Consider the following 23214-nt stretch of genomic DNA (forward strand, 5'->3'; position numbering starts at 1 on the left):
CATGCAGCGCATCACCATAGATCATCGTAAGCCCACGGCCCGGCACCCTGAAAAGGCGCATCGGCCCGACAATCCCATTCTTCGCAAGCCGGACTGGATCCGCGTTCGCGCGTCCAACAGCCCGGTCTATAAAGAGACGCAGGCGTTGATGCGTGACCAGAAGCTGGTCACTGTCTGCGAGGAAGCCGCGTGTCCGAATATCGGGGAATGCTGGTCCCAGCGTCACGCGACCATGATGATCATGGGCGAGATCTGCACGCGCGCCTGTTCATTCTGTAATGTCACGACCGGTTTGCCCTATGCGCTGGATGACGACGAGCCTCAGCGCGTGGGCGAGGCCGTCGCCAAGCTCGGTTTGCGGCATGTGGTCATCACTTCGGTTGATCGCGACGATCTGCCGGATGGGGGCGCCCGGCATTTCGCCCGCACAATCGGCGCCATTCGTGCGGCGTCGCCGGAGACGACGATCGAGATCCTGACGCCGGATTTTCTTCGCAAGCGTGGCGCGCTTGAGATCGTGGTGGCGGCGAGGCCCGACGTCTTCAATCACAATATCGAGACTGTTCCCCGTTTGTATCCCTCGATCCGGCCCGGCGCGCGTTACTACCAGTCCGTTCGGCTGCTGGACGATGTGAAACGCCTTGACCCGTCCATCTTCACCAAGTCAGGTCTCATGCTGGGATTTGGCGAAGACAAAATGGAGGTGGCGCAGGTCATGGACGATTTCCGGATTGCGGATGTCGATTTTCTCACTCTGGGACAATATCTTCAGCCCTCGCCGAAACATGCCGCCGTCATTCATTTCGTGACTCCGCTTGAGTTCGACGAATACGCCGCCCTGGCGCGTGCCAAGGGTTTCCTACAGGTGAGCGCCACGCCGCTGACGCGCTCTTCCTATCATGCAGATGAAGATTTCGCGGCACTCCGGGCAGCGCGTGCGCGCAAACTCGGCGCCGCGATCGCGGAGCACGCCTGATGCCGACACATGCGGAACAACGCCTGATCGGCTATACGCCGGAACAGCTTTTCGACCTCGTGGCCGATGTGGCGAAATACCCGCAATTTCTGCCCTGGTGCGTCAAGGCCGTGGTGAAGACGCAGACGTCCCAGGAACTCGTCGCGGACCTTTCCATCGGTTTTGGACCGTTCCGCGAGACGTTCACGAGCCGGGTGACGCTTGAGCGGCCGACGCGCATCCGTGTGCGCTACGAAAAAGGCCCGTTTCGCTATCTGAACAACGTCTGGACGTTCACGCCGGATCCGCGTGGCTGTCGCGTCGATTTCTTCGTGGATTTCGAGTTCCGTTCCCGCCTTTTGCAGAATGCGATCGGGGTCGTGTTCAATGAAGGGGTGCGGCTGATGGTGTCGGCATTCATCAAGCGCGCGCGGGATTCCTACGGACCGCCGATCACGCCTTCGTCGGCGCCGAGGGGGGGGAAAGCCTTTACGCCGCCGCAAAGCGGTCCCGCCTGACCCCGAAAATACGCATGACGCTCTTGAAAGTTCTGTGTCAGGGTATTTCGGGGTGCAACTTATGGCCCTTCTGATCTGTTCTGTAACGGGTGCCGTGCATACGCACGGACGGTTCAAAACAAGGGAAGGATACGAGATGAAGAAAATCTCGATCGCCGCTCTGGCGGCCGTAAGCGTTATGGCCACCGCGATGCCGGCTGTGGCAGCGACCCACCATCACGGTAAGAAATCCGCCGGGCACATGCAGAAGGCCGCATCTGGCGAAATGACGACCGACCAGTTGAACGCGCGCAGCCTTCAGCAGGCCCAGACACCGGTTCCGGCCACCGAGCCGCCGCCTGCTCCCATGGCCACGCCCACGCCCCCAAGCGCAACGATGCCACCTCCGGCTCCCTCGGTCGTGCCGGAAAATGCGCCGGTTCCTCCCCAGACGCACTGAAAACTGATCCCGTTCTGACCAGCGGACAAAAGCCTTTCCTTATGTAAGGAAAGGCTTTTTCTTTTCTGGCGCGATGACGGGCGCTTTGCCGGGCGAAGTCTCCTCGAGCGACCTTCGGGGAGAGCGGAGCGCGACTTGTCGAAATTCGTCGCGCATGGCTGGCCTTAGTACCTGTGCTTTCTTCTCTTATGGCCCGGCTGCGATCTCCGGGCATCGTATTCGGGGCGTGAGGTGTTCAATTGGCTCACGACAAAACTATGACTCTTGCCATGTCCACGAACTCTCCGGTGATCGTCTGGTTCCGGGAGGATTTCCGCCTTGCCGACAATGAAGCGCTGTTCGCGGCCAGCCGGATCGGAGCGCCGCTTTTCTGCGTCAGTATTCTTGAGGACGGAAAATCAGCCATGACAGCTTCTGACTGGTGGCTTGGCAAAACATTGACCACCTTTGATGCCACGCTGAAGGTGCGGGGAGGGGCGCTTCACGTCTGTCGTGGAAACGCCCGAGAGGTTTTGCCGGAATTGGTGCAGCGTTCGGGCGCGCGGACTGTCCTGTGGAACAGGCGTTATGATCCTGATGGGCGAGAAACGGATACGGATCTGAAGCGTACGCTTCGTGATGCAGGAATCGAGGCGCATAGTTTCGCGGGAAACCTCGTCCACGAACCCTGGACCGTGCGAACGCAGGCCAATCAGCCGTTCAAGGTGTTCACCGCATTCTGGCGGGCAGCGTGTCAGATCGACGATCATCGACCCGTGCTGCCCGCGCCCGAAAATCTTGATTTCTGGTGGGAAGACGTCTCGCACTGGGATCGATGGGTCGCGGCGACCGCCCTTGAAGACGAGATGGCGTCCCTGGAATGGACGCGCCCGCTCGAGGCCCATCACGAGGTCAGCGAAAGTGCCGCGCATGAACACCTTGAGACTTTCATCGATACGGCGTTGAGTCGTTACGGCGTCGAGCGGGACTTTCCGGCGATGGATGCGACATCGGGTCTGTCGGCCTATCTGCGGTTCGGTCAGGTGACACCCCGACAGATCCGTCAAGCCGTAAGGGAGCGTGATGTCCGGACGGGCCGGGAGAAGTTTTTTGCGGAACTGGGCTGGCGTGAGTTCGCCTGGTCGCTGCTATGGGAATATCCCGACATGGCGTCGTGCAATCTCCGCTCCGAATTCGATGCCATGCCGTGGCGGGACGATCCTCAGGGACTTCGCGCGTGGCAGCGGGGGCAGACCGGTTATCCGCTCGTCGATGCGGGGATGCGTGAACTCTGGCAGACGGGCGTCATGCATAACCGGGTTCGCATGGTCGTAGCGTCGTTTCTGATCAAGGACCTGCTGATCGACTGGCGTCTGGGCGAACGCTGGTTCGCGGAAACGCTCGTGGATTACGACCCGGCGAGCAATGCGATGAACTGGCAGTGGAATGCCGGGACCGGCGTTGAATCGGCACCGTTCTTTCGCATGATGAATCCCGTTCTCCAGTCGCGAAAATTCGATGTGTCGGGAGCCTATATCCGGCGATGGGTGCCCGAACTTGCCGCGCTTTCCGACAGGGATATCCACGCGCCCTGGGAGGCGGGAACGCCGCCTTCGCATTATCCGGCCCCGATCGTCGATCACGCCGGGGCACGGCATCGCGCGCTCGACGCCTACGAGCACGTCAGGAAGTCCAGGCGGCTCTGAACCGGCCTGGCGGTTTTCTAGGCCTCCAAAAGAAGTTCCAGGGCGCGTCGCACGGTCGCGGTGCGGATGGCGGCCCGATCGCCGGGGAAGTGGCATGTCTCCACGTAAGGCGCGCCATCACCAAGCTGGCGCGCTAAACACACCGTGCCGACAGGCTTGTCCACCGTGCCGCCATCCGGTCCCGCGATGCCAGTGACGGCGACGGCGAGCTTGGCGTCCGGCGCCATGGACAGCGCGCCCATGCTCATCTCGATCGCCGTGGCCTGGCTTACGGCGCCTTCGGACTGAAGGGTGCGATCGGTGACGGAGAGCACGCTCTCCTTCATGGCGTTGGAGTAGGTCACGAGGCCGCCGGAGACGACGTCCGACGAGCCGGGAAAATGTGTCAGCGCGGCGGCGATCAGGCCCCCGGTGCAGCTTTCCGCCGTTACGACGCGCAGGCCGCGCGTCCGCAGGGTTTGCAGCACTTTGGCCGCGAGAGCGAGGGTGTCGTCATCCAGCATTTTGTTGTTCCTCGAGCAGCCGGTAGATGGGCATGCTTTCCTCGATGCGTTGAATGTAGGAGCGCGTTTCCTCGTAGGGCAGGCGTTCGATCCAGTCGATCATGCCGTCCTGGGTCCATGTGGTCGGCGGCGGGTCGGCGGCCAGCCAGAGGTCCGTGCGATGCGGACCGGCGTTATAGGCCGCGAGCGCTTCGGGGATGGCATTGTTATAGCGTTCGAGAAGCTGTTTCAGATAGGCCCGGCCCAGCGTCATGTTGATCTGGGGATCGGTCAGAGCAGCGGCGGACGTGTCGATGGAGAGGCCCGCGCGGCGCGCCACGTCATGGGCTGTTCCGGTTTGGAACTGCATCAGGCCGATGGCTCTGGCGCCGCTGACCGCCCGGGGATCGAAGCTGCTTTCCTGTCTTGCGACCGCAAGCGCCAGACCGGGCGGCAGTCCGTCGTCGGGCATATGACGCAGTTCCGGCAGGACGGGCCAGCCCTGAGGATAGAGGGCAATCCCTTTCTTTCCCGCGCCACGCGCGGCGAAGACCGCCGGTTCGAAGTTGCCGAGCGAGAGAGAGAAATTCGCCAGCGCGGCCTGGTCACGCGGCTCCTGTGCGGCAGCGTACAGCATCATCAGAAACTGGCGCGCGTGTTCGTTGTCGCCCATGCCGGTCAGGACCTGTGCGGCCTGGGCGAGATCAGGCCGGGGGAGCGGACCGGCCGGAAACCGCGGAAGCGCCGACAGCGCCTCCGCGAGCCCCGGAACGGCGATGGAGTCCGGTGTCAGGGTCGGTCCGTGATCATGCAGGGCGGAGAGCGCCATCTGGCCGTAGAATGTCGTCGGCATGGCGGCGGCGCGTTGATAGGCCTGAAGGGCGGGCATGTCCTGATGCAGCGCTTCATGCGCCCGTCCCAGCCAGTAGGCGCCGCGAGCGCTGGTGATCAGGCTGCGATCCTGAAGCAGATCGGTGAACTGGGGGATCGCTCCCGCCGGATCATGGAGATAGCGCAGCCTGATCCAGCCCGTCAGAAACTGGGCTTCCAGACGCGCTGTGGATGCCGGTGGCATGGTTTCGTCCTGGGCCAGCAGAATCGCATCCTGAGGCGAGCCCGCGAGAAGCAGCGTGCGCGCGAGCGCCATCCGCTCCTGCGTCCACGCCGCGGTCGGATGGGCCGTCTGGATTCCGAAGCCGGGCTGCTTCCATAAGGCCAGGGCGTCGCCGAGACGGTCCGCGCGGCGCAGGCTGTGCAGTCGGGCGAGGGTCAGGTCCGGATCCGCCTGATCCTGCGCGCTGAGAGCGGCCAGCGTGCTGTCGGCGCCGGGCAGAGACAGGTGAAAGGCGATACGCGCCGAGGCGAGGGCCTGCCGGTCCGGTGAGAGGCGCGCGACGAGTTGGCGTGCTCTGGCATACTGGCTGAGTTTTTCGAGGGCTTCGAACCGCGTCCAGTGGTCGTCCGCCGTGAAGGAGTTACCGAAGGCCGCGAGAAAGGCATTTTCTTCCGTCGATCCGACACCGCCATGCAGCCAGAGAGCGCGGGCCTGCGCGGGCGCATCATGGAGAAAGGTAGCGCACCGGATCAGAGTGGTCGCGCTGGTCAGAGGAAAAGACGGACAGAAAGAGGAAAGGGTCGTGTCGTCAGCGCCGGTGAGAAGACGCTGGTAGCGCGCCATCATCAGGCCTCGCAGAGGCCAAGTCGGTTTTTGTCGCAGAAAATCGGCATAGTCCTGCAAGGTCGCCGTGGCATTCGGGCCGATGAGGTTCAGCCATGTCTCCACCCGCGCCCTGATGGCGGGACTGACGTCGAGGGCGGCCGTTGTCTGAACGGCCTGCGCATAGGTTGTTGAAATGCTCGAACGGTCCGTAGGCGTGACAAGCGGGTCGGCGTGGCCCGCGCAGGCCGTGAGAAGCAGCGTGGCGCCGATGCCGATGTTCAGGCCGCTCCGCAAGCCGCGGCGTCGAATGGTCCCGGGGCCGGCCGGACCCGGGAGGCAAGGGTCAGCGGGGGACATGGTGCCAGATCTCCATACCGCCCGACGCGATCAGTCGGATGGCGACGAAGGCCACCACCGCCAGACCCACCCAGGCGATCCATCGATAACGTTCGAGCAGGTGCGCGATAAACGAAGCGGCCAGCCCCATCAGGAGCACTGAAATCACGAGACCGGCGATGAGAATATAGGGATGGCCGAGAGAGGCCCCCGCAACGGCCAGAACATTGTCCAGACTCATCGAAAGATCGGCCAGCGCCAGCTTGAGGATCGCGCCCCATAGGGATGAAGAGGCGACGCCCCCCTCGACGGCGTTCTGATGACGCAGCTCCTGGTACATTTTCCAGCAGACCCAGGCGAGCAGCAGGCCGCCCGCGAGTGTGAGGCCGGTGAAGCCCAGCAGTTTGGTGGCGACGAAGGCGAGTGCGATCCGGATTCCGGCGGCCATGAGCGTGCCGACGAGCAGGGCGGTGCGGCGCTTCTCCGCCGGTAGGCCACGGACGGCCATACCGATGACGACGGCATTGTCGCCCGCAAGGGTGATGTCGATCAGCACGACCTGCGCGAGGGCGTAGAAGGCATGCCAGGAGAAGTCGATGACCAAGAAGAGTTCCTCTCACCATGAGACGGCGCGCGGGACGGCGTCCTGAAGGCGGATAGTCGCGCAGGAACCGTAGAGAACGCCCAGACGGCGTGCAAATCCCTCTTTGAGGTACGATCATGTGTGTTCCAGCGGGACGGAATGGTCTAGGAGACGGGCGAAATCCTGTCCCTGTCTGACTTTGAGGAGCCTTCGCCATGGTCCCGCGTTACAGCCGCCCCGTCATGACCGCCATATGGGCACCAGCGAACCGTTATCGAATCTGGTTTGAAATCGAGGCGCTGGCCTGCGAAGCCATGGCCGAGTTCGGCACAATGCCCAAGGAAGCGGCGCGGACGATTCGTGAAAAAGGCGATGCGGCCATGGCGGCGTTTTCCGACGCCGACCTAGCGCGGATCGACGAGATCGAGGCCGAGACGCGTCATGACGTCATCGCGTTTCTGACGTGGCTGGCCGAGAAGGTCGGTCCCGACAGCCGCTTCGTCCATCTCGGCATGACGTCGTCGGACGTGCTGGACACCTGCTTTTCGGTCCAGCTCGTGCAGGCGACGGACATCCTGCTTGAAGATCTCGACAAGGTGCTCGCAGCCCTCAAGGCGCAGGCGTTCAAGCATAAGACGACCGTGACGATCGGACGCAGCCACGGCATTCACGCCGAACCGACGAGCTTTGGCCTCAAGATGGCCGGGCATTACGCGGAGTTCGCGCGCAATCGCGAGCGCCTGCTCGCCGCGCGACGCGAGATCGCCGTTTGCGCCATATCTGGCGCGGTCGGGACCTATGCGCATATCGACCCGCGTGTGGAAGATTACGTCGCCAGGAAGCTCGGACTGGTGGCCGAAAGCGTCTCGACGCAGGTGATTCCCCGCGACCGTCACGCGGCGTTTTTCTGTGCGCTGGCTGTGATCGCCAGTGGCATCGAACGCTTGGCGACGGAAGTGCGTCATCTCCAGCGCTCGGAAGTGCGCGAGGCGGAAGAGTTCTTCCATCCCGGCCAGAAGGGCAGCTCGGCGATGCCGCACAAGCGCAATCCTGTCCTGTCGGAAAACCTGACGGGTCTGGCGCGCCTCATTCGTTCGCATGTCATTCCGGCGCTCGAGAATGTCGCATTATGGCACGAGCGCGATATCAGTCACTCCTCGGTCGAGCGCAATATCGGGCCGGATGCGACCGTCGGGCTCGATTTCGCCCTGATGCGCCTCGCCGGGATGATGGAAAAGCTGGTGGTCTATCCGGAACGCATGGCCGAAATCGTGGAATCTCTCGGCGGCGTCGTGCATTCGGGTGAAGTGCTGCTGGTTCTGGCGCGCGCGGGAATCTCGCGTGAAGACGCCTATCGGATCGTGCAGCGCAACGCGATGGCGACATGGACCAGGCTCGGCCAGCCCGACGGACGGACGTTTCGTGAAAACCTGGCGCGGGACCCGGAAGTCGCGGGCCGTGTCGATGCGGCCGTGATCGACGATGCGATGGACAGCCGCCGCCATCTGGCTGCCGTGGATCATATTTATGCGAAGGTTTTCGGCACGACTGTGTGAGAATGTGTCCGCCCACATGGTCGTGATACTATAAAGATCGCGTAGGAATGTTATGAAGGGACCTTCGACTGGGTAGGAGAAGGCCTTTCATGGCAGACAACGCACGCGTCCGTGGTCATGCGCTGACGAATTTCATCGCGATCATCGCTGCGACAGGTGGTCTGCTTTTCGGGTACGATACGGGAATCATTTCCTCGGCTCTGTTGCAGCTGAAGACCGAGTTTCACCTCACGACGTTCAGCGAGCAGATCGTCACGGGCGCGATCATTCTGGGCGCGCTCCTGGGTTGTATCGGGGCGGCGCCGCTTTCCGATAAATTCGGTCGTCGTCGCACCGTGATGATGGCCGCCCTGCTCTTTCTGATGGGCACTCTGATCGTCACGTTCGCCCACTCGGTCACGACGCTCATCTGCGCCCGTCTGGTTCTGGGGCTCGCCATCGGCGCGGCCTCGCAGATCGTGCCGATCTATATCGCGGAAGTCTCGCCGCCCGAACGGCGCGGCATGCTGGTCGTGGCGTTCCAGCTTGCCGTCGTGCTGGGCATTACGATTTCGTTCTTTACGGGTTATCTCCTGCGTAACGCTTCCTGGCGCTGGATGTTTGGGCTTGGCTTCGTTCCCGCCAGCATCCTGTTTGTCGGGATGATCTTTCTGCCGAACAGTCCACGCTGGCTGGCGATGCAGGGCGAGATCGAACAGGCGCGCAAAATCCTGAGGCGCGTTCGTCCGACGGACGCGCATGCGGAACGGGAGTTGCAGGGGATCATCGACGCGCAGGACGAGCAGGCTCCCCTGCGCGACCTGCTGAAACCATGGGTCCGACCGGCTTTCGTGGCATCGGTCGGAATCGCGCTTCTGTGTCAACTCACCGGGATCAACGCGGTTCTTTACTATGCGCCGACGATCTTCTCCGACGCGGGTTTCGGCCAGTCCTCCGCGCTTCTGACATCGGTCGCCGTCGGCGTGGCCATGACCTGTGCGACCGCGTTTGGCGGTTGGGCCGTGGATGCCTGGGGACGGCGCACGCTGATGCTGCGCCTGCTCCCCGGCGCGGTCATCTCGTTGATCGTTCTTGGCGCGATGTTCGCGATCGGCGCGACCCATGGCGTCGGTGCATGGGTGATGGTCGTTGCGGTGGTGTGTTACACGATCTTCAACACCGGAAGCCTGTCCGTCGCGATATGGCTGGTCGGCGCGGAGGTATGGCCGCTTTCCATGCGGGGATCAGGCATGAGTCTGGTCGCTGCAAGCCACTGGGGCGCGGATCTGGTTGTTTCGCTCACCACGCTGACCATGGTGGAAAAGCTCGGCGGAAGCGGCACGTTCTGGCTTTTCGCGGCCATCAATGCCGCGGGCTGGCTGTTCGTCTATCGTTATGTGCCGGAGACGAAAGGGCGTTCACTCGAAGAACTGGAATCGAGCCTGCGGGACGGCACGTTCGCGCCGGTCGATCGTAAGGAGTCCGAGGCAGCGTGAAGGCGGTGGCGGGCGTTCGTGAGGGTATCCTGCTGACGCCCGCGCTGCTATAGGCAGGCGGATCGTGATACTCACCCCAACTGCCGAAAGAATAGTATGGCCCGCCGTCGTCAGCTCTATGAGGGAAAAGCCAAGATCCTGTTCGAGGGGCCGGAACCCGGCACGCTCGTCCAGTATTTCAAGGACGATGCCACGGCCGGAAACGGCGCCAAGAAAGGCATCATCACCGGCAAGGGCGTGCTGAACAATCGCATCAGCGAGCACCTCATGCTGCGTCTGCATGACATCGGGATTCCGACGCATTTCATCCGGCGCCTGAACATGCGCGAGCAGTTGATCCGCGAAGTCGAGATCATCCCGCTCGAGGTCGTCATCCGTAACGTCGCCGCGGGCTCGATCGCCAAGCGCCTCGGTATTCCGGAAGGCACGCGCCTGCCGCGTTCGATCCTCGAATACTACTACAAGAACGATGCGCTGAACGATCCCATGGTGTCCGAAGAGCACATTACGGCGTTTGGCTGGGCCGCGACGCAGGATCTCGACGACATGACGGCGCTGGCCCTGCGCACGAATGATTTCCTCATGGGCATTTTCGCCGGGATCGGCATCCAGCTCGTGGACTTCAAGCTGGAGTTCGGCCGTCTGTGGGAAGGCGAGGAAATGCGTATCGTCCTGGCCGACGAGATTTCGCCGGATAATTGCCGTCTGTGGGATGCCAAAACGAGCGAGCGGCTGGACAAGGATCGCTTCCGTCGCGATCTGGGTCGCGTCGAGGAAGCATATCAGGAAGTCGCGCGTCGCCTGGGCATTCTGCCCGAGGCGGGAAATAACGATCTGAAGGGTCCGGAGGTCATGCAATGAAAGTTCGCGTCAACGTCATGCTGAAGGAAGGCGTGCTTGATCCTCAGGGCAAAGCGATTGGCCATGCTCTGGACGTGCTTGGCTTTCATGGCCTTGGCGAGGTCCGCATGGGTAAGGTGATCGAGATCGAAGTCCCGGCCCAAAAAAGTCAGGACGAGGCGGCAAGCCTCGGTGAGGCCATGGCGCGGGAGCTGCTGGCCAATCTCGTCATCGAGGATTTCACGGTCGAGGTGCTCTCATGATTCGCAGGTTCTCCCTCCTGGCAGCGACGGCTGGCATGCTGATGGCGATGCCCGCGCATGCCAGTCGCATTTCCCCGATGACGGCCGAGAAGTTCGGCAAGATCTGCACCAGCAAATCCGGCGGGGCGATCTGTGACGCCTATATCTCCGGGATCGCGGATGCGGGGGCGCTCGCCACCCTGAACGGCAAAGCGGAAGGCGATGCGGGCGCTGTATCCGGTTTCTGCGTTCCCGACGACGCTTCGACCGCGAGCATGCGTGAGCATGTGGTGTCGTGGCTGCGCGCGCATCGCGACGTCTGGGACAAGCCGGTGGGCAAGGGCGTTTTTGCAGCACTTCACGAGTCCTATCCCTGCTCTGGCGGGGGATCAAAATGAAAGCGGGTATCGTTCTCTTTCCGGGAACCAACCGCGAGCGGGACATGGCGCAGGCGCTTCGCCTTGTCAGTGGCAGGGAGCCTGTGATGCTGTGGCATCGCGATACCGCGCTGCCTTCGCTCGATCTGGTTGTTCTGCCCGGCGGTTTCAGCTTCGGCGATTATCTGCGCAGCGGCGCGATGGGCGCCCATTCGCCGATCATGCGCGAAGTGCGGGCTTTCGCGGAAGCCGGCGGCCATGTTCTTGGCGTATGCAACGGCTTCCAGATCCTGACGGAAGCCCAGCTTCTGCCCGGCGCGCTGCTTCGCAATGCGAGCATGCGTTTCCTGTCGCAGGATTGCCATCTGAAGGTTGAAAACAACATCTCGCCATATACCCGCGGCTGGTCGAAAGGCGATGTTTTCCGGGCACCTATGGCGCATGGCGATGGCAATTACAACGCCGCGCCGGACGTGCTGGATCGCCTCGAGGGCGAGGGGCGGGTGGCGTTTCGTTACGCCGAGGCAAACGGCGCTGTGGATGCGGTCGATCCCGCCCTGAACCCCAATGGCAGCATGCAGGCCATCGCGGGCATTCTGAGCGAGAACGGGCGCATTTGCGGATTGATGCCGCATCCCGAGAATCTTGTGGACCCCGATCTCGGCGCGACTGACGGCGTGCCGCTGTTCAAAGGACTGGTGGAGAGCCTCGTCGCATGAGCCAGACTGTCGATGCCGCGCTCGCGGCCCGCTTCGGCCTGACCGCCGAGGAATATGGCAAGGTCCTGAACATCATGGGGCGCACGCCGTCCCTGACGGAGCTTGGCATTTTCTCCGTGATGTGGTCGGAGCACTGTTCCTACAAATCTTCACGCATCCATCTGAAGACATTGCCGACGAAGGCGCCCTGGGTCGTTCATGGACCCGGCGAGAATGCGGGCGTCGTCGATATCGGCGACGGTCTGACGGCTGTCTTCAAGATGGAAAGCCACAATCACCCATCGTTCATCGAGCCGTATCAGGGGGCCGCGACGGGTGTGGGCGGCATTCTTCGCGACGTGTTCACCATGGGCGCGCGTCCGGTCGCCAATCTGAATGCCTTGCGTTTCGGTGATCCGAAAACGCCCGGCACCCGTCGGATCGTGGACGGGGTGGTGCGTGGCGTTGGTGGTTATGGCAACTGCGTCGGCGTGCCGACGGTCGGCGGCGAGGTGAACTTCCACAGCGCCTATGACGGCAACCCGCTGGTCAATGCAATGACGGTCGGCATCGCGCCCAGGGATCGTATTTTTCTCTCTGCCGCAGCCGGTATCGGCAATCCGGTCGTTTATGTCGGTTCCAAGACCGGGCGTGACGGCATTCACGGCGCGACCATGTCGTCCTCCGAATTCGACGAGCATGCGGCGGCCAAGCGCCCGACCGTGCAGGTCGGCGATCCGTTCACCGAGAAGCTCCTGATCGAAGCGTGCCTCGAACTGATGGCGACCGATGCGATCGTAGCGATACAGGACATGGGTGCGGCGGGTCTGACCTCGTCCGCCGTCGAGATGGCGGGGAAGGGCGGCGTCGGGATCGAACTGGAGCTCGACAACGTGCCCCAGCGCGAAACCGGCATGAGCGCCTATGAGATGATGCTCTCCGAGAGCCAGGAGCGGATGCTCATGGTTCTCAAACCGGAGCAGACGGACATTGCGCGGAAGATTTTCGAGAAGTGGGAACTGGACTTCGCGGTGATCGGACATCTGACCGACACGGCGCGGATCACCATCCTTCATAAGGGCAAACTGGAAGCCGATATTCCGCTGGCGCCTCTCGCGGACGAAGCTCCGATCTATGAGCGACCGTTCGTGCATACGCCCGGGCCCGTGCGTCTGACGACGGTGCCCGATCCGGTCGGGATCGAGCATGCTCTTCTCACGCTTCTGGGCTGCCCGGATCTCGCCTCGCGTGCGTGGATCTGGAACCAGTATGACAGTGGTGTCGGCGGTCAGACGGCGCGCCGTCCGGGCACCGCGGATGCGGCGATCGTACGTGTCGAAGGCACCCGGCGCGGCCTGGCGGTGACGACTGACTGTACGCCGCGCTACGTCCATGCGGATCCCAGTGCGGGAGCCGCGCAGGCTGTTGCCGAGGCCTGGCGCAATATTACGGCGACGGGCGCGAAGCCCTTGGCGATCACCGATAACCTCAATTTCGGCAATCCCGAGAATCCTGAGGTGATGGGCCAGTTCGTCGATGCGATCAAAGGCATGGGCGACGCCTGCCGTGCGCTCGACTTCCCCGTCGTGAGTGGCAACGTGTCGCTTTACAACGAGACGAAGCATCCCAATGGACGTCGGATCTCGATCCTGCCAACACCGGCTATCGGTGCGGTCGGTGTGATCGATGACGTCACGCAGGCCGTGGGCTACGCCATGCCCGATGACTGCGACCTGGTCCTGATTGGCGAGCAACGAGGGGATCTCGGACAGTCACTCTGGCTGCGGGAAATCGCCCATCGTGAGGACGGAGCGCCGCCGGTTGTGGATCTCGTTGCCGAGCGCCGCAATGGTGATTTCGTGCGAAGCCAGATTACGTCAGGTAAAGTCGTTGCCTGTCATGATCTCGCTGATGGTGGATTGCTGATCGCCCTGGCGGAAATGAGCATTGTCAGTGGGGTGGGCTGCAAGCTGGTCAAACCGCTTTATGACAGTGCCGCCCTTCACGCCCATTTCTTCGGTGAGGATCAGGCCTGCTACGTCATCGCGACGAAGAGCGGGATCGCCATGATCGAAGCTGCGGAAAAAGCTCACGTCCCGGCGCGCCGTCTTGGGCGCAGCGGGGGTAAAAATCTGGATCTCTGGCAGCAGATTATCGTGCCCGTGACGCGTTTGCGCGCCGTGAACGACGCCTTCTTTCCCACTTTCATGGAGCGTTGACCATGCCGATGACCCCACAGGAAATTGAACGCACGATCCTGGTGGCAATTCCGGACGCGACAATCGCCATCGAAGACCTCGCCGGTGACGGGGATCATTACGCCTGCACTGTGACAAGCGAGGTTTTTCGCGGCCTGCCGCGCGTACGTCAGCACAAGCTCGTTTACGATGCGTTCGGTGACCGGATGGGCACGGAACTGCATGCCATGGCTTTGAAAACGGTCACCCCCTGACAATCCGGGTCGTCAGGGTCCATATTGTCGACAATCCAACCGTTTCAGGAGAGAGATCATCATGTCCCAGTCCGTTTCCCAGCATATCCAGCAGCAGATCGACAAGAATCCCGTGATGCTGTTCATGAAGGGCGACAAGCTCTTTCCGCAATGTGGCTTCTCGGCGAAGGTCGTGCAGATTCTCAATCACATGGGCGTTCCGTTCGAGACGGAAAACGTGCTTGCGAGCGCCGAACTGCGTCAGGGAATCAAGGATTTCTCGCAGTGGCCGACCGTGCCGCAGCTTTATGTGAAGGGTGAGTTCGTCGGCGGCTGTGACATCGTCACCGATATGTACCAGACCGGTGAACTTGAGAGTCTTTTTGCCGAGAAGGGTATTACGAAAGCCGACGCGTAAGACGTTGCTTTCAACAAATGATGCCCTGTTTCGGACATATTCCAGGGGCGTTCGCCGCATTTCAGACGCAGAACTGAAATGTGGCGAAAATTCCTTATTTCCCGCGCGATTTATAAGATAATTGCACTTGTCGGAAGCGGCGTGCGCCGTCTAGCATCGTTCTCAGATACTGGTGTTGCCTTGTGATCGGGAAAAGTGACGATGCGGAAGCTTGTAGGTTCTACGCTGATGGGCGTTATGGTTGTGGCTGGGATTGCCCACGTGCCTTGCGCTCATGCCCGCTCGATTTCGGATGCCGAAGCCGGTCGTCTGACACTGGATGCCCTGACCGCTGAGCCGGTATATCATCGTCCGGTTACCATGCATCATGTCATGGCGCGGCATAGTGGATCGCATTCGAGCCGTGCCTCTCTGGTTCATGCGGTTGTCTACCATCCCAAAGCTTCATTTCGGCATCAATCCACCCGTCACCGGGGTTAACAATACATCGAACCCGCCGAAAGGCGGGTTTTTTTACGGTTGGATCAATCCTGTGGCAGCATCATTTCGATTCGATGCGCCACTGTGTTGTCGCTCGATGAGCGACTGGCCTTCCGTTATTGGCTTCCGCTGGGGGACGAACGACTTCCTGGTAGTATAATTGGTCTGGATGGACGTGGGATCGCACGCGGAGCTCGTAAGCGACCGGCGTTAAACCCGTTATCCAGTTCAGTTCCCACTCGGGACGTTCGGACGTGAGTCACGAAATCCTGCTGGATCCATTGCTAAAGCGCGTTCGAGAGCAATAGCGGCAGTAAGGCGAAAGTTGTCACCCAGATTGCAATACCGACAGTGAGCCAGAGCATGGAACTCTGGCTCTTGTGTATGTGGTCGACAAGGAGCTCGCTAGATTCCATGGACCAATGCGCTTCATGAGAGAGCATCGCGCATAAATGCCAGGATGCAAGTTCGAGAGCGTAACGCGCGCTCTCGTTTTTTTACTTTCAAATCATTTTCGAGAGGACATGGTTCGCCTGTCATTCCCGTATTTTGAATACGTTTTCGACTGAACGATCCTGCCGTTCTATAAATTTCACAGATCGACGCTGTTGGGTAAAATCACGAGATCGCGGATGACGACATTTCGCGGACGGGTCAGCATGAAGACGATGGCTTCCGCAACTTCTTTGGGCTGCATCAGGCTGCCATTCGCCAGCGCTTCTTCCATTTTTTCTTTGGGCCAGTCCTCTATCAGGGCTGTGACAACAGGGCCGGGAAGAACCGCGCCCATGCGGATGCCGTATTGGGAAACCTGTCGGCGTGTCGCATGCAGGAACGCCTGCACCGCGAACTTTGAAGCGGTGTAAATGGGTTCCCACACAACGGGAACGACACCGGCGACGGAGCTTGTAAAAAGAATATCGCCCGTCTTCCGCTCGATCATATACGGCAAAACAGCCTGAACGGAGCGGAATGCGGCATTGATGTTGAGATTCAACATTCTGTCCCATATGTCCGGGTCGCCTTCCGCCGCCGGACCGCCCACATATGCGCCCGCATTGGCATGGAAGATGTCCAGACTGCCCGCGATTTCAAGGATGCGCGGCAGAATACCGGAAACCTGCGAAGCGTCGAGCAGGTCTACGACCAAAGGGTGGACGTTTGGGCCGATTTCAGCCGCCAGAGCACGGAGCCTGTCGGCGGCGCGATCGATCATCACGACCGTCGCGCCTTCTTCCACGAGGTGGCGCGTGCATTCGAGACCGATGCCCGATGCAGCGCCCGTGATGGCGGCAACCTTGCCGCCAAGACGATTCGCCATGATGTACGCTCCTGATATTGAAGAATATTGAGTATGAAACGGTTCGAGTATTTTCAGGCGCGGCCATGGCTGGCGCGGGAGCGGCGGGCAAGCGAGTCCACGATTACGGCGATGGCCAGGACGCCACCCGTAATCATGTATCGCAACGAAGAGGGCAGGTTCAGCAGGGTCAGGCCATTGGAGATGGCCTGGATGACGATAATGCCGAGGAGCGCGGACCACGCACTTCCACGTCCGCCGAAAAGGCTCGTTCCGCCAATGACGGCGGCTGCGATGGCATTCAGATTGACGTCTCCGGTGCCAGCCTGTTGGCTGGATGACGCGAGGCGCGCGCAGGACAGGATGCCGCCGAGGGCTGCGAGCGTTGAGCAGAGCACGAAGGCGGATGTGTAGATCAGCCGCACATTGATGCCTGCCCGGCGTGCCGCTTCACGGTTGCCGCCGATAGCGGTCATCGAACGGCCCCATTTCGTCCGCGTCAGGGCATAATTCATGACGACGACGAAGCCGACGAACATTCCGAACATCCAGGGGACGCCGCGTCCGAGGCTGAGATAATAGACCGCTAGAACAAGTCCGATCGTCATCAGGCCCGCGCGGAGGAGAACAGCGGTCAAAGGACGTGCGCTGAGGTTCGCGGCCAGCCTGCGGGTGCGTGTCGACATACCCGTCAGCACCATGACAGCGCCGGGCAGAACGGCGAGGATATAGGCGCACCAGCCTGGCATGATCAGGATCTGCCCGAACATCACGAATGGAGACGTATATGGCAGGTTGATCGAGCCCGTCGGACCCAGGATGTAGAGCTGCATGCCAAGAATGGCGAGCAGGCCGGACAATGACGCGATGAAGCTGGGCATGCCGAGACGGTTGAACAGCAGAGCGTAAATGCCTCCGCACACCGCGCCCGCACAAATGGCGACGGCGATGGCCGCGGCGATGGGCCATCCATGATTGACCCATAGGACGCCGACGATCGCCGAAGCGAAACCGCTCATGGAGCCGACCGAAAGGTCGATTTCGCCGAGCATGAGGACGCAGACGATGCCGAGGGAAATCACGCCGACCGTCGCGCAGTCGAACAGCATGTTGACGATGTTGTCAGGCGCGATGAAAACCGGATTTAGATAGGTGAAGACGGCTGAAATGACGATCAGGCCCACGACGACCGGCAGGGTTCCGAGATCCCCGGAACGTATGCGGTCGAGAAAACCCTTCAAAGCTCCGGACAGAGTTTCGTCATGACGGACGCGCTCGTCGCTACGGTCGAGGGCGGGTTGGGAATTCTGGATCATAGCGCGATTTCTTCCACAGCACTGTGCTGAGCGGCCTTGCGATCCCGGCGGCGCGAGACGGCATTCTCCGTCGCTCCGGTGATGGCGGCCACGAGTTCCTGATTGCTGGCGTCGGGGGTGAAAATCCCGTTGTTGCGGCCGAGTCTGAGAACGACGACACGGTCGGCGACGGCGCGCACATCTTCCATGTTGTGGCTGATCATGATGACCCCGAGACCCCGGTCCCGCACACGTTCGATGAGGTTGAGAACTTCGGCCGTCTGAGCGACACCCAGCGCGGCCGTTGGCTCGTCAAGCATGATGATCTTCGGGCTCAGCAACAGGGAGCGCGCGATTGCGACCGTCTGTCGCTGTCCGCCGGAAAGAGAGGCAATCGGCTCGCGGACGGAAGGAATGCGTGCGGCCAGTTCCCGAAGGAGCGTCCAGGCCTTCACCTCCATGCTGACTTCATCGAGGCGCAACGCGGAGAGTTCGTGACCGAGAAAGAGATTGGCCACGACGTCCAGATTTTCGCAAAGCGCCAGATCCTGGAAAACCGTGGCGATTCCCAGTCCCAACGCCGCGCCGGGACTGGCAATGGAGACTTCCTTGCCGTCGAACTCGATCGTTCCCGCTGTCGGCTGATGAACACCGGCGAGGATCTTGACGAGCGTGGATTTGCCCGCGCCGTTATCGCCCACCAGCGCCACGACCTCGCCTGGATGAATGTCGAGTTCGATATCCGTCAGAGCGGAGACGGCACCGAACGATTTGGAAATCCCGCGCAGACTCAGAATAGGAGCATGCGCGGGCCGTGTGCCAGGGTCTTGTGACGTGGCGTCTGTGTTGGTCATGGCATTTCTGTCACTGTGAAGAGGCTGTGCGGCTCAAACGTTCCGCACAGCCTGGTGAATGCTACTTTATGATGCCGAGCTTCTTGCAGCCGTCGGCATAGTTTCCGGTGCAGACGGTTTCGGGTTTCTCGATACCCTTGTCGAAGATCTCGGCTTTGATGTTCTCAGCGGTGATGACCGCCGGGACGAAGAGTTCAGACGGCGTGTTGTAGAGTGTGGTTTTCGCAGCCGGGCTCTGTCCGTCCAGGAACTGCTCGGAGACCTTCGCTGCCGCTGTCGCCACCAGTTCGGAGGGTTTGGAGATTGTGTTGTACTGATCTCCTACGATGATGAGCTGGAGAGCCGCGATCGTCGCGTCATTCCCCGTGACGGGGGGAATGGGGGTGACGCCGGCGGCCTTGAACGCGGCGATGACACCGCCTGCGGTCCCGTCATTGCCGGCCACGACGCCCTTGATGGCGCTTCCAAAACGCGTGATCTGGCCTCCGGTCCACTGCTGGGCCTTCGGAGGCGCCCAGTCGGGGGTGTCGTATTCGGCAAGCGTCTTGTAGCCAGAGCCCGCGAGTGCCTTATGCACACCGTTTCGGACCAAGCCGGCGGCCGCATCTGTCGGAGAGCCGTTGACCTCGAGAATGCCCGAGCCAGCCGGGACGTTGGTGGCTTTAAGGTGCTGGACGAGGGAAGCCGAAATGGCATGCCCAAGTCCCTCGTTATCAAACGAGATGTAGTAATCGGCGGCCGTGTCGGGGATCGGGCGGTCATAGGCGATAACTTTTGCACCGCGTGAATGGGCGACGTTCACGAGCCCACCAGCCGCCGCTGAGTCCACGGGATCGAGGACAATGACTTTCGCGCCCTGCGAGATTACCGAATTGAACTGCTGCTGCTGGAGCGCGACGTCACCATTGGCGTTCTGGTAGATGACCTTGCAGTCTGCGCACAGCTTGGCCATGGCGGCCTTGAAGCTTGGAAAATCGTGTTCCTCATAACGCGTCGAAGCCTGGTCAGGCATCAGGAAGGCCACCGTGCCGCCGCTTCGCGCGAGCGCAGTGCTTGAAATGAGCGGTAGCAGCGTCACTGTCGCCAGTGCGGCCTTGTAAGCAAAAGACTTCATGTCCCAGTGATCCTCGGTTCACACAACCTTCAGACGTCAGCTTCATGTAAGGGGGCGGATGCGTGCCATGATCGCGTCTGTGGTCGATCAGGCATTCTGCGGTCACCGCAAGGCCGTTGCACAAGCGTGCTCAGATCTTGGTGCGGTATCGCGCTCCTCACGTGATGACGTAACGTTTAGCATGTTATTTAATGTGTGAAAATACCGACACATGAAACATTGTCGTGATAAAAAATATCATATGCACGTGTTATAATGTTGTTGTGTGGTAAGGATCGAGAAGACTGCCCTGTGAAAGACGGCGACATCGAACGTACCACCGACGGGTTGGGCGAGACGGCCTTTTGATCGCTATTCGTCTGGTAGCGGACAAAGCGTGACGGGGCATGGGCGTTCCGGGCATTCTCTCGCCGCGAGAAATTCGCGACGGGCGCCTGAAAGGATGACAAAACGGACATCTCTTCGAGATTGTCCTGATCTTCGGACCGTGCGACAGGCATCGGGCACGAATTTCAGAGACGATCAGGGGGGATTATGAAGACGATACTGCGTCTTGCCTTATGCGCGAGTATTTTGGGGTCGGTGACGGGTGTTAAGGCGCAGGACAATATCCCCGCGACCTGTGACAATTCTCATTTTCTGTCGGATCAGCAGAGCTTTCTTCAGTCGGGACCGACACGCGTTGATCTGCCGGAGCATATTTGCGGTCATGTGGTCGGCGTGACTTCGCGCGCACGTCATTCGCGCAGCGGTATGCACGGGTATTTTTATGTGGATGTCGGGCAGGGCGTGCAAATTCGTATCGTGTCGGATCTTGATCGCATGAATGCGCCGGGTTGGCCCTGGGTAAAGAAAGGCGATCAGGTTGATGTTCTGGGGCGCTATTACTTTGATAGCGCACGCAGCCAGGGCATCGACTGGACCCATCATGGCACCGGCCGTCACTGGCATATGGCGGGCTATGTGGTCGTGAACGGCACGCGCTACGAATAAAAAAAGGGCCGCTCCATGGGGAGCGGCCCTTTTTTCGCGGCGATCAGGCGAAATTTTAGTTGTCGCTCGTCTCCGGCTTGAGTTGGCCGCTGCCCTCGCTTTCTCCATTCTCGAAAAAGTCGAATTCAAGCGTGTCCTGTTTGAGGCCGATCTTCACAGCGCCCCCGTTGGCAAGACGGCCGAAAAGGAGTTCTTCAGCCAGAGGCTTCTTGATTTCCTCCTGAATGACACGGCCCAGCGGGCGCGCTCCATACAGGCGATCATAGCCCTTCTCCGCGAGCCATTCCTTCGCGGCTGACGAGATTTCGATGGTGACATGCCGGTCCGCCAGCTGGGCTTCGAGCTGAAGGATGAACTTCTCCACGACCCGACCCACCGTATCCGGCGTCAGGTTGGCAAACGGCACGATCGCATCGAGACGATTGCGGAATTCCGGCGTGAACAGTCGTTTGATGGCATCCTGATCGTCACCCGAGCGGATGGTGCGGCCGAAACCGACCGCTTCCTTGCTAAGATCCGCCGCGCCCGCATTCGTGGTCATGATCAGGATCACGTTGCGGAAATCGACCGTTTTGCCGTTATGGTCCGTCAGACGTCCGTTATCCATGACCTGAAGCAGCACGTTGTACAGATCGGGATGCGCTTTCTCGACCTCGTCCAGCAACAGCACGGCGTGCGGATGCTGGTCGATCGCGTCGGTCAGGAGCCCGCCCTGATCGAAACCCACGTAGCCCGGAGGCGCGCCAATCAGACGGGAAATCGAATGCCGCTCCATGTATTCAGACATGTCGAAGCGGATCAGTTCGATCCCCAGCGAGGAGGCGAGCTGCTTGGCGACTTCCGTCTTGCCGACACCCGTAGGTCCGGAGAAGAGGTAGTTGCCGATGGGCTTCTCCGCGTCGCGCAGTCCGGCGCGCGACAGCTTGATGGCCGCCGTCAGCAGATCAATCGCATGATCCTGCCCGAAAACCATATTCTTCAGATCGCGCGGGAGCGATTTCAGAACCTCGCGGTCGTCACTGGACACACTTTTGGGCGGTATACGCGCGATTTTTGCGACGATATCCTCGACGTCCTTGAGCGTGACGGTCTTGCGGCGCTTGTTCTCCGGCAGAAGCATCCGTGACGCGCCGACCTCATCGATGATGTCGATGGCCTTGTCGGGCAGCTTCCGGTCATGGATGTATTTGACCGATAGTTCCACAGCCGCGCGGATCGCTTCTTCCGTATAACGCACCTTATGATGGCGTTCGTAATTGGTCTTCAGGCCACGGAGGATTTTGACGGCGTCCTCGACATTGGGTTCGGGAACGTCGATTTTCTGGAACCGCCGAACGAGCGCGCGATCCTTCTCGAAGTGCTGGCGATATTCCTTATAGGTCGTCGATCCGATGCAGCGCAGTGTCCCGGCCGCAAGCGCGGGCTTCAGCAGGTTGGACGCATCCATCGCGCCGCCGGACGTCGCCCCCGCTCCGATAACCGTGTGAATCTCGTCGATGAACAGGATTCCACCCGGATTCTGGTCGAGCTCGGTCACGACCGCCTTAAGGCGTTCCTCGAAATCGCCGCGATAGCGCGTCCCGGCGAGAAGGGCGCCCATGTCGAGCGAGAAAATCGTGCTTTTAAGCAGAACTTCAGGGACGTCGCCCTCGACGATCCTTTTCGCCAGCCCTTCGGCGATGGCCGTCTTGCCGACGCCGGGATCACCCACATAGAGCGGGTTGTTCTTGGTCCGGCGGCACAGGATCTGGATGGTGCGCTCGATTTCCTGATCGCGTCCGATCAGGGGATCGATCTTGCCTTCTTCGGCGCGCGTGTTGAGGTTGACGCAGTAGGTCGAGAGCGCTTCCTGGTTTTTGGCCGTCTTGCCGCGTTCCTCACGCTCGGTTTCTCCGGTGTCGCGCGCGGAAGCCGCAGGGCGACGGGCGGCGCGGTCGGGAGCCTTGGCGATCCCGTGAGAGATGAAGTTGACGGCATCGAGGCGCGTCATGTCCTGCAACTGGAGATAATAGACGGCATGGCTTTCGCGCTCTGCGAAAAGGGCCACGAGCACATTGGCTCCCGTCACTTCGTCCCGGCCCGTGGACTGCACGTGAATGGCGGCGCGCTGGATCACCCGCTGGAAGGCGGCCGTCGGCTTGGGATCGCTCGGACGGTCGGACGCGAGGCCCGCCAGATCCTTGTCGAGGAATTCGGTCAGGTCGCCGCGCAGCTTGTCGAGATCGATCCCGCATGCCTTGAACACGGTGACGGCGTCGGAATCTTCCGTCAGTGCCAGCAGCAGGTGCTCGAGTGTAGCATATTCATGGCGGCGTTCACCGGCGAGGGTGAGGGCGCGATGGAGCGTTTGTTCGAGGTTGCGAGACAACATGATATGCGCTCCTCTCCACGGTTCGGATCCCGGTCGGACGACGTCATGTCCCGGACCCGAGCCTGTTCCCAATATAGGGTATCTTGTCTTGAGATGATGGGTGACGCCAGCG

At 61.0% G+C, this 23214-nt stretch carries 22 protein-coding genes; 14 read left to right on the plus strand and 8 right to left on the minus strand.

All coding sequences use genetic code 11. The features are described 5' to 3' along the window. The first annotated feature begins 1 nt into the window (after nucleotide 1). The 4 genes from lipA to PWM43_RS03060 all read left to right on the plus strand — a co-directional run bounded on the left by lipA (nucleotide 2) and on the right by PWM43_RS03060 (nucleotide 3597). The gene (gene lipA, locus PWM43_RS03045) at nucleotides 2-976 is read left to right on the plus strand and encodes a lipoyl synthase (RefSeq protein WP_289841078.1); all 975 of its coding nucleotides are present in this window, start codon (nucleotides 2-4) and stop codon (nucleotides 974-976) included. Further along, complete coding sequence (locus PWM43_RS03050) at nucleotides 976-1473, plus strand: type II toxin-antitoxin system RatA family toxin (RefSeq protein ID WP_289841079.1); 498 nt, start codon at nucleotides 976-978, stop codon at nucleotides 1471-1473. Before lipA ends, PWM43_RS03050 begins: the two co-directional genes overlap by 1 nt. A gap of 136 nt (nucleotides 1474-1609) precedes the next feature. Further along, on the plus strand, nucleotides 1610-1912 hold the full coding sequence (locus PWM43_RS03055) for a hypothetical protein (protein WP_289841080.1): 303 nt from the start codon (nucleotides 1610-1612) through the stop codon (nucleotides 1910-1912). Nucleotides 1913-2181: 269 nt separating this feature from the next. Further along, nucleotides 2182-3597 (plus strand): cryptochrome/photolyase family protein, encoded by a 1416-nt coding sequence (locus PWM43_RS03060; protein ID WP_289841081.1) that lies wholly within the window; start codon nucleotides 2182-2184, stop codon nucleotides 3595-3597. A 17-nt stretch (nucleotides 3598-3614) separates the two neighbouring features. Here the strand turns inward: PWM43_RS03060 and PWM43_RS03065 are convergent, their stop codons facing one another. The 3 genes from PWM43_RS03065 to PWM43_RS03075 are packed head-to-tail and all read right to left on the minus strand — an operon-like array spanning nucleotide 3615 to nucleotide 6679. Then, nucleotides 3615-4100, minus strand: coding sequence for a CinA family protein (locus tag PWM43_RS03065; RefSeq protein WP_289841082.1), 486 nt, complete (start codon nucleotides 4098-4100; stop codon nucleotides 3615-3617). Continuing rightward, nucleotides 4090-6096 carry a lytic transglycosylase domain-containing protein gene (locus PWM43_RS03070; RefSeq protein WP_289841083.1) on the minus strand — a complete coding sequence of 669 codons (2007 nt, stop codon included), beginning with the start codon at nucleotides 6094-6096 and terminating at the stop codon, nucleotides 4090-4092. Before PWM43_RS03070 ends, PWM43_RS03065 begins: the two co-directional genes overlap by 11 nt. Then, the gene (locus tag PWM43_RS03075; RefSeq protein WP_289841084.1) at nucleotides 6083-6679 is read right to left on the minus strand and encodes a YjbE family putative metal transport protein; all 597 of its coding nucleotides are present in this window, start codon (nucleotides 6677-6679) and stop codon (nucleotides 6083-6085) included. Before PWM43_RS03075 ends, PWM43_RS03070 begins: the two co-directional genes overlap by 14 nt. A 194-nt stretch (nucleotides 6680-6873) precedes the next feature. On the opposite strand from PWM43_RS03075, the gene purB reads away from it, so the two are divergent. The 9 genes from purB to grxD all read left to right on the plus strand — a co-directional run bounded on the left by purB (nucleotide 6874) and on the right by grxD (nucleotide 14695). Further along, nucleotides 6874-8214: an adenylosuccinate lyase gene (purB, locus tag PWM43_RS03080; RefSeq protein ID WP_289841085.1), complete on the plus strand. Its 1341-nt coding sequence runs from the start codon at nucleotides 6874-6876 to the stop codon at nucleotides 8212-8214. Between the two features lie 89 nt (nucleotides 8215-8303). Next, nucleotides 8304-9689: a sugar porter family MFS transporter gene (locus tag PWM43_RS03085; protein WP_289841086.1), complete on the plus strand. Its 1386-nt coding sequence runs from the start codon at nucleotides 8304-8306 to the stop codon at nucleotides 9687-9689. 96 nt (nucleotides 9690-9785) lie between these two features. Beyond that, on the plus strand, nucleotides 9786-10550 hold the full coding sequence (gene purC, locus PWM43_RS03090; RefSeq protein WP_289841087.1) for a phosphoribosylaminoimidazolesuccinocarboxamide synthase: 765 nt from the start codon (nucleotides 9786-9788) through the stop codon (nucleotides 10548-10550). Further along, complete coding sequence (gene purS / locus PWM43_RS03095; RefSeq protein WP_289841088.1) at nucleotides 10547-10792, plus strand: phosphoribosylformylglycinamidine synthase subunit PurS; 246 nt, start codon at nucleotides 10547-10549, stop codon at nucleotides 10790-10792. Before purC ends, purS begins: the two co-directional genes overlap by 4 nt. After that, nucleotides 10789-11169 (plus strand): Rap1a/Tai family immunity protein, encoded by a 381-nt coding sequence (locus tag PWM43_RS03100; RefSeq protein WP_289841089.1) that lies wholly within the window; start codon nucleotides 10789-10791, stop codon nucleotides 11167-11169. The genes purS and PWM43_RS03100 overlap by 4 nt, the downstream gene beginning before the upstream one ends. Next, nucleotides 11166-11867 (plus strand): phosphoribosylformylglycinamidine synthase subunit PurQ, encoded by a 702-nt coding sequence (gene purQ, locus PWM43_RS03105; RefSeq protein ID WP_289841090.1) that lies wholly within the window; start codon nucleotides 11166-11168, stop codon nucleotides 11865-11867. Before PWM43_RS03100 ends, purQ begins: the two co-directional genes overlap by 4 nt. After that, nucleotides 11864-14065 (plus strand): phosphoribosylformylglycinamidine synthase subunit PurL, encoded by a 2202-nt coding sequence (purL, locus tag PWM43_RS03110; RefSeq protein ID WP_289841091.1) that lies wholly within the window; start codon nucleotides 11864-11866, stop codon nucleotides 14063-14065. The genes purQ and purL overlap by 4 nt, the downstream gene beginning before the upstream one ends. Before the next feature lie 2 nt (nucleotides 14066-14067). Further along, on the plus strand, nucleotides 14068-14298 hold the full coding sequence (locus tag PWM43_RS03115; protein WP_289841092.1) for a BolA family transcriptional regulator: 231 nt from the start codon (nucleotides 14068-14070) through the stop codon (nucleotides 14296-14298). Between the two features lie 61 nt (nucleotides 14299-14359). Continuing rightward, the gene (gene grxD / locus PWM43_RS03120) at nucleotides 14360-14695 is read left to right on the plus strand and encodes a Grx4 family monothiol glutaredoxin (protein WP_289841093.1); all 336 of its coding nucleotides are present in this window, start codon (nucleotides 14360-14362) and stop codon (nucleotides 14693-14695) included. Nucleotides 14696-15767: 1072 nt separating this feature from the next. Here grxD and PWM43_RS03125 read toward each other — a convergent pair. From PWM43_RS03125 to PWM43_RS03140, 4 genes are all read right to left on the minus strand, one after another. After that, on the minus strand, nucleotides 15768-16496 hold the full coding sequence (locus PWM43_RS03125; protein ID WP_289841094.1) for an SDR family oxidoreductase: 729 nt from the start codon (nucleotides 16494-16496) through the stop codon (nucleotides 15768-15770). A gap of 53 nt (nucleotides 16497-16549) precedes the next feature. Continuing rightward, nucleotides 16550-17791, minus strand: coding sequence for a sugar ABC transporter permease (locus PWM43_RS03130; protein WP_289841095.1), 1242 nt, complete (start codon nucleotides 17789-17791; stop codon nucleotides 16550-16552). Beyond that, nucleotides 17788-18624 carry an ATP-binding cassette domain-containing protein gene (locus PWM43_RS03135; protein ID WP_289841096.1) on the minus strand — a complete coding sequence of 279 codons (837 nt, stop codon included), beginning with the start codon at nucleotides 18622-18624 and terminating at the stop codon, nucleotides 17788-17790. Before PWM43_RS03135 ends, PWM43_RS03130 begins: the two co-directional genes overlap by 4 nt. A 61-nt stretch (nucleotides 18625-18685) precedes the next feature. After that, nucleotides 18686-19738: an ABC transporter substrate-binding protein gene (locus PWM43_RS03140; RefSeq protein WP_289841097.1), complete on the minus strand. Its 1053-nt coding sequence runs from the start codon at nucleotides 19736-19738 to the stop codon at nucleotides 18686-18688. Between the two features lie 534 nt (nucleotides 19739-20272). On the opposite strand from PWM43_RS03140, the gene PWM43_RS03145 reads away from it, so the two are divergent. Then, entirely contained in the window at nucleotides 20273-20731 is a 459-nt protein-coding gene (locus PWM43_RS03145) for a hypothetical protein (RefSeq protein WP_289841098.1), read from the plus strand. Nucleotides 20732-20786: 55 nt separating this feature from the next. Here the strand turns inward: PWM43_RS03145 and clpA are convergent, their stop codons facing one another. Then, on the minus strand, nucleotides 20787-23102 hold the full coding sequence (clpA, locus tag PWM43_RS03150; RefSeq protein ID WP_289841099.1) for an ATP-dependent Clp protease ATP-binding subunit ClpA: 2316 nt from the start codon (nucleotides 23100-23102) through the stop codon (nucleotides 20787-20789). Between the last annotated feature and the right edge of the window lie 112 nt (nucleotides 23103-23214).

It is taken from the genome of Brytella acorum (assembly GCF_029309905.1).
GTDB lineage: Bacteria > Pseudomonadota > Alphaproteobacteria > Acetobacterales > Acetobacteraceae > Brytella > Brytella acorum.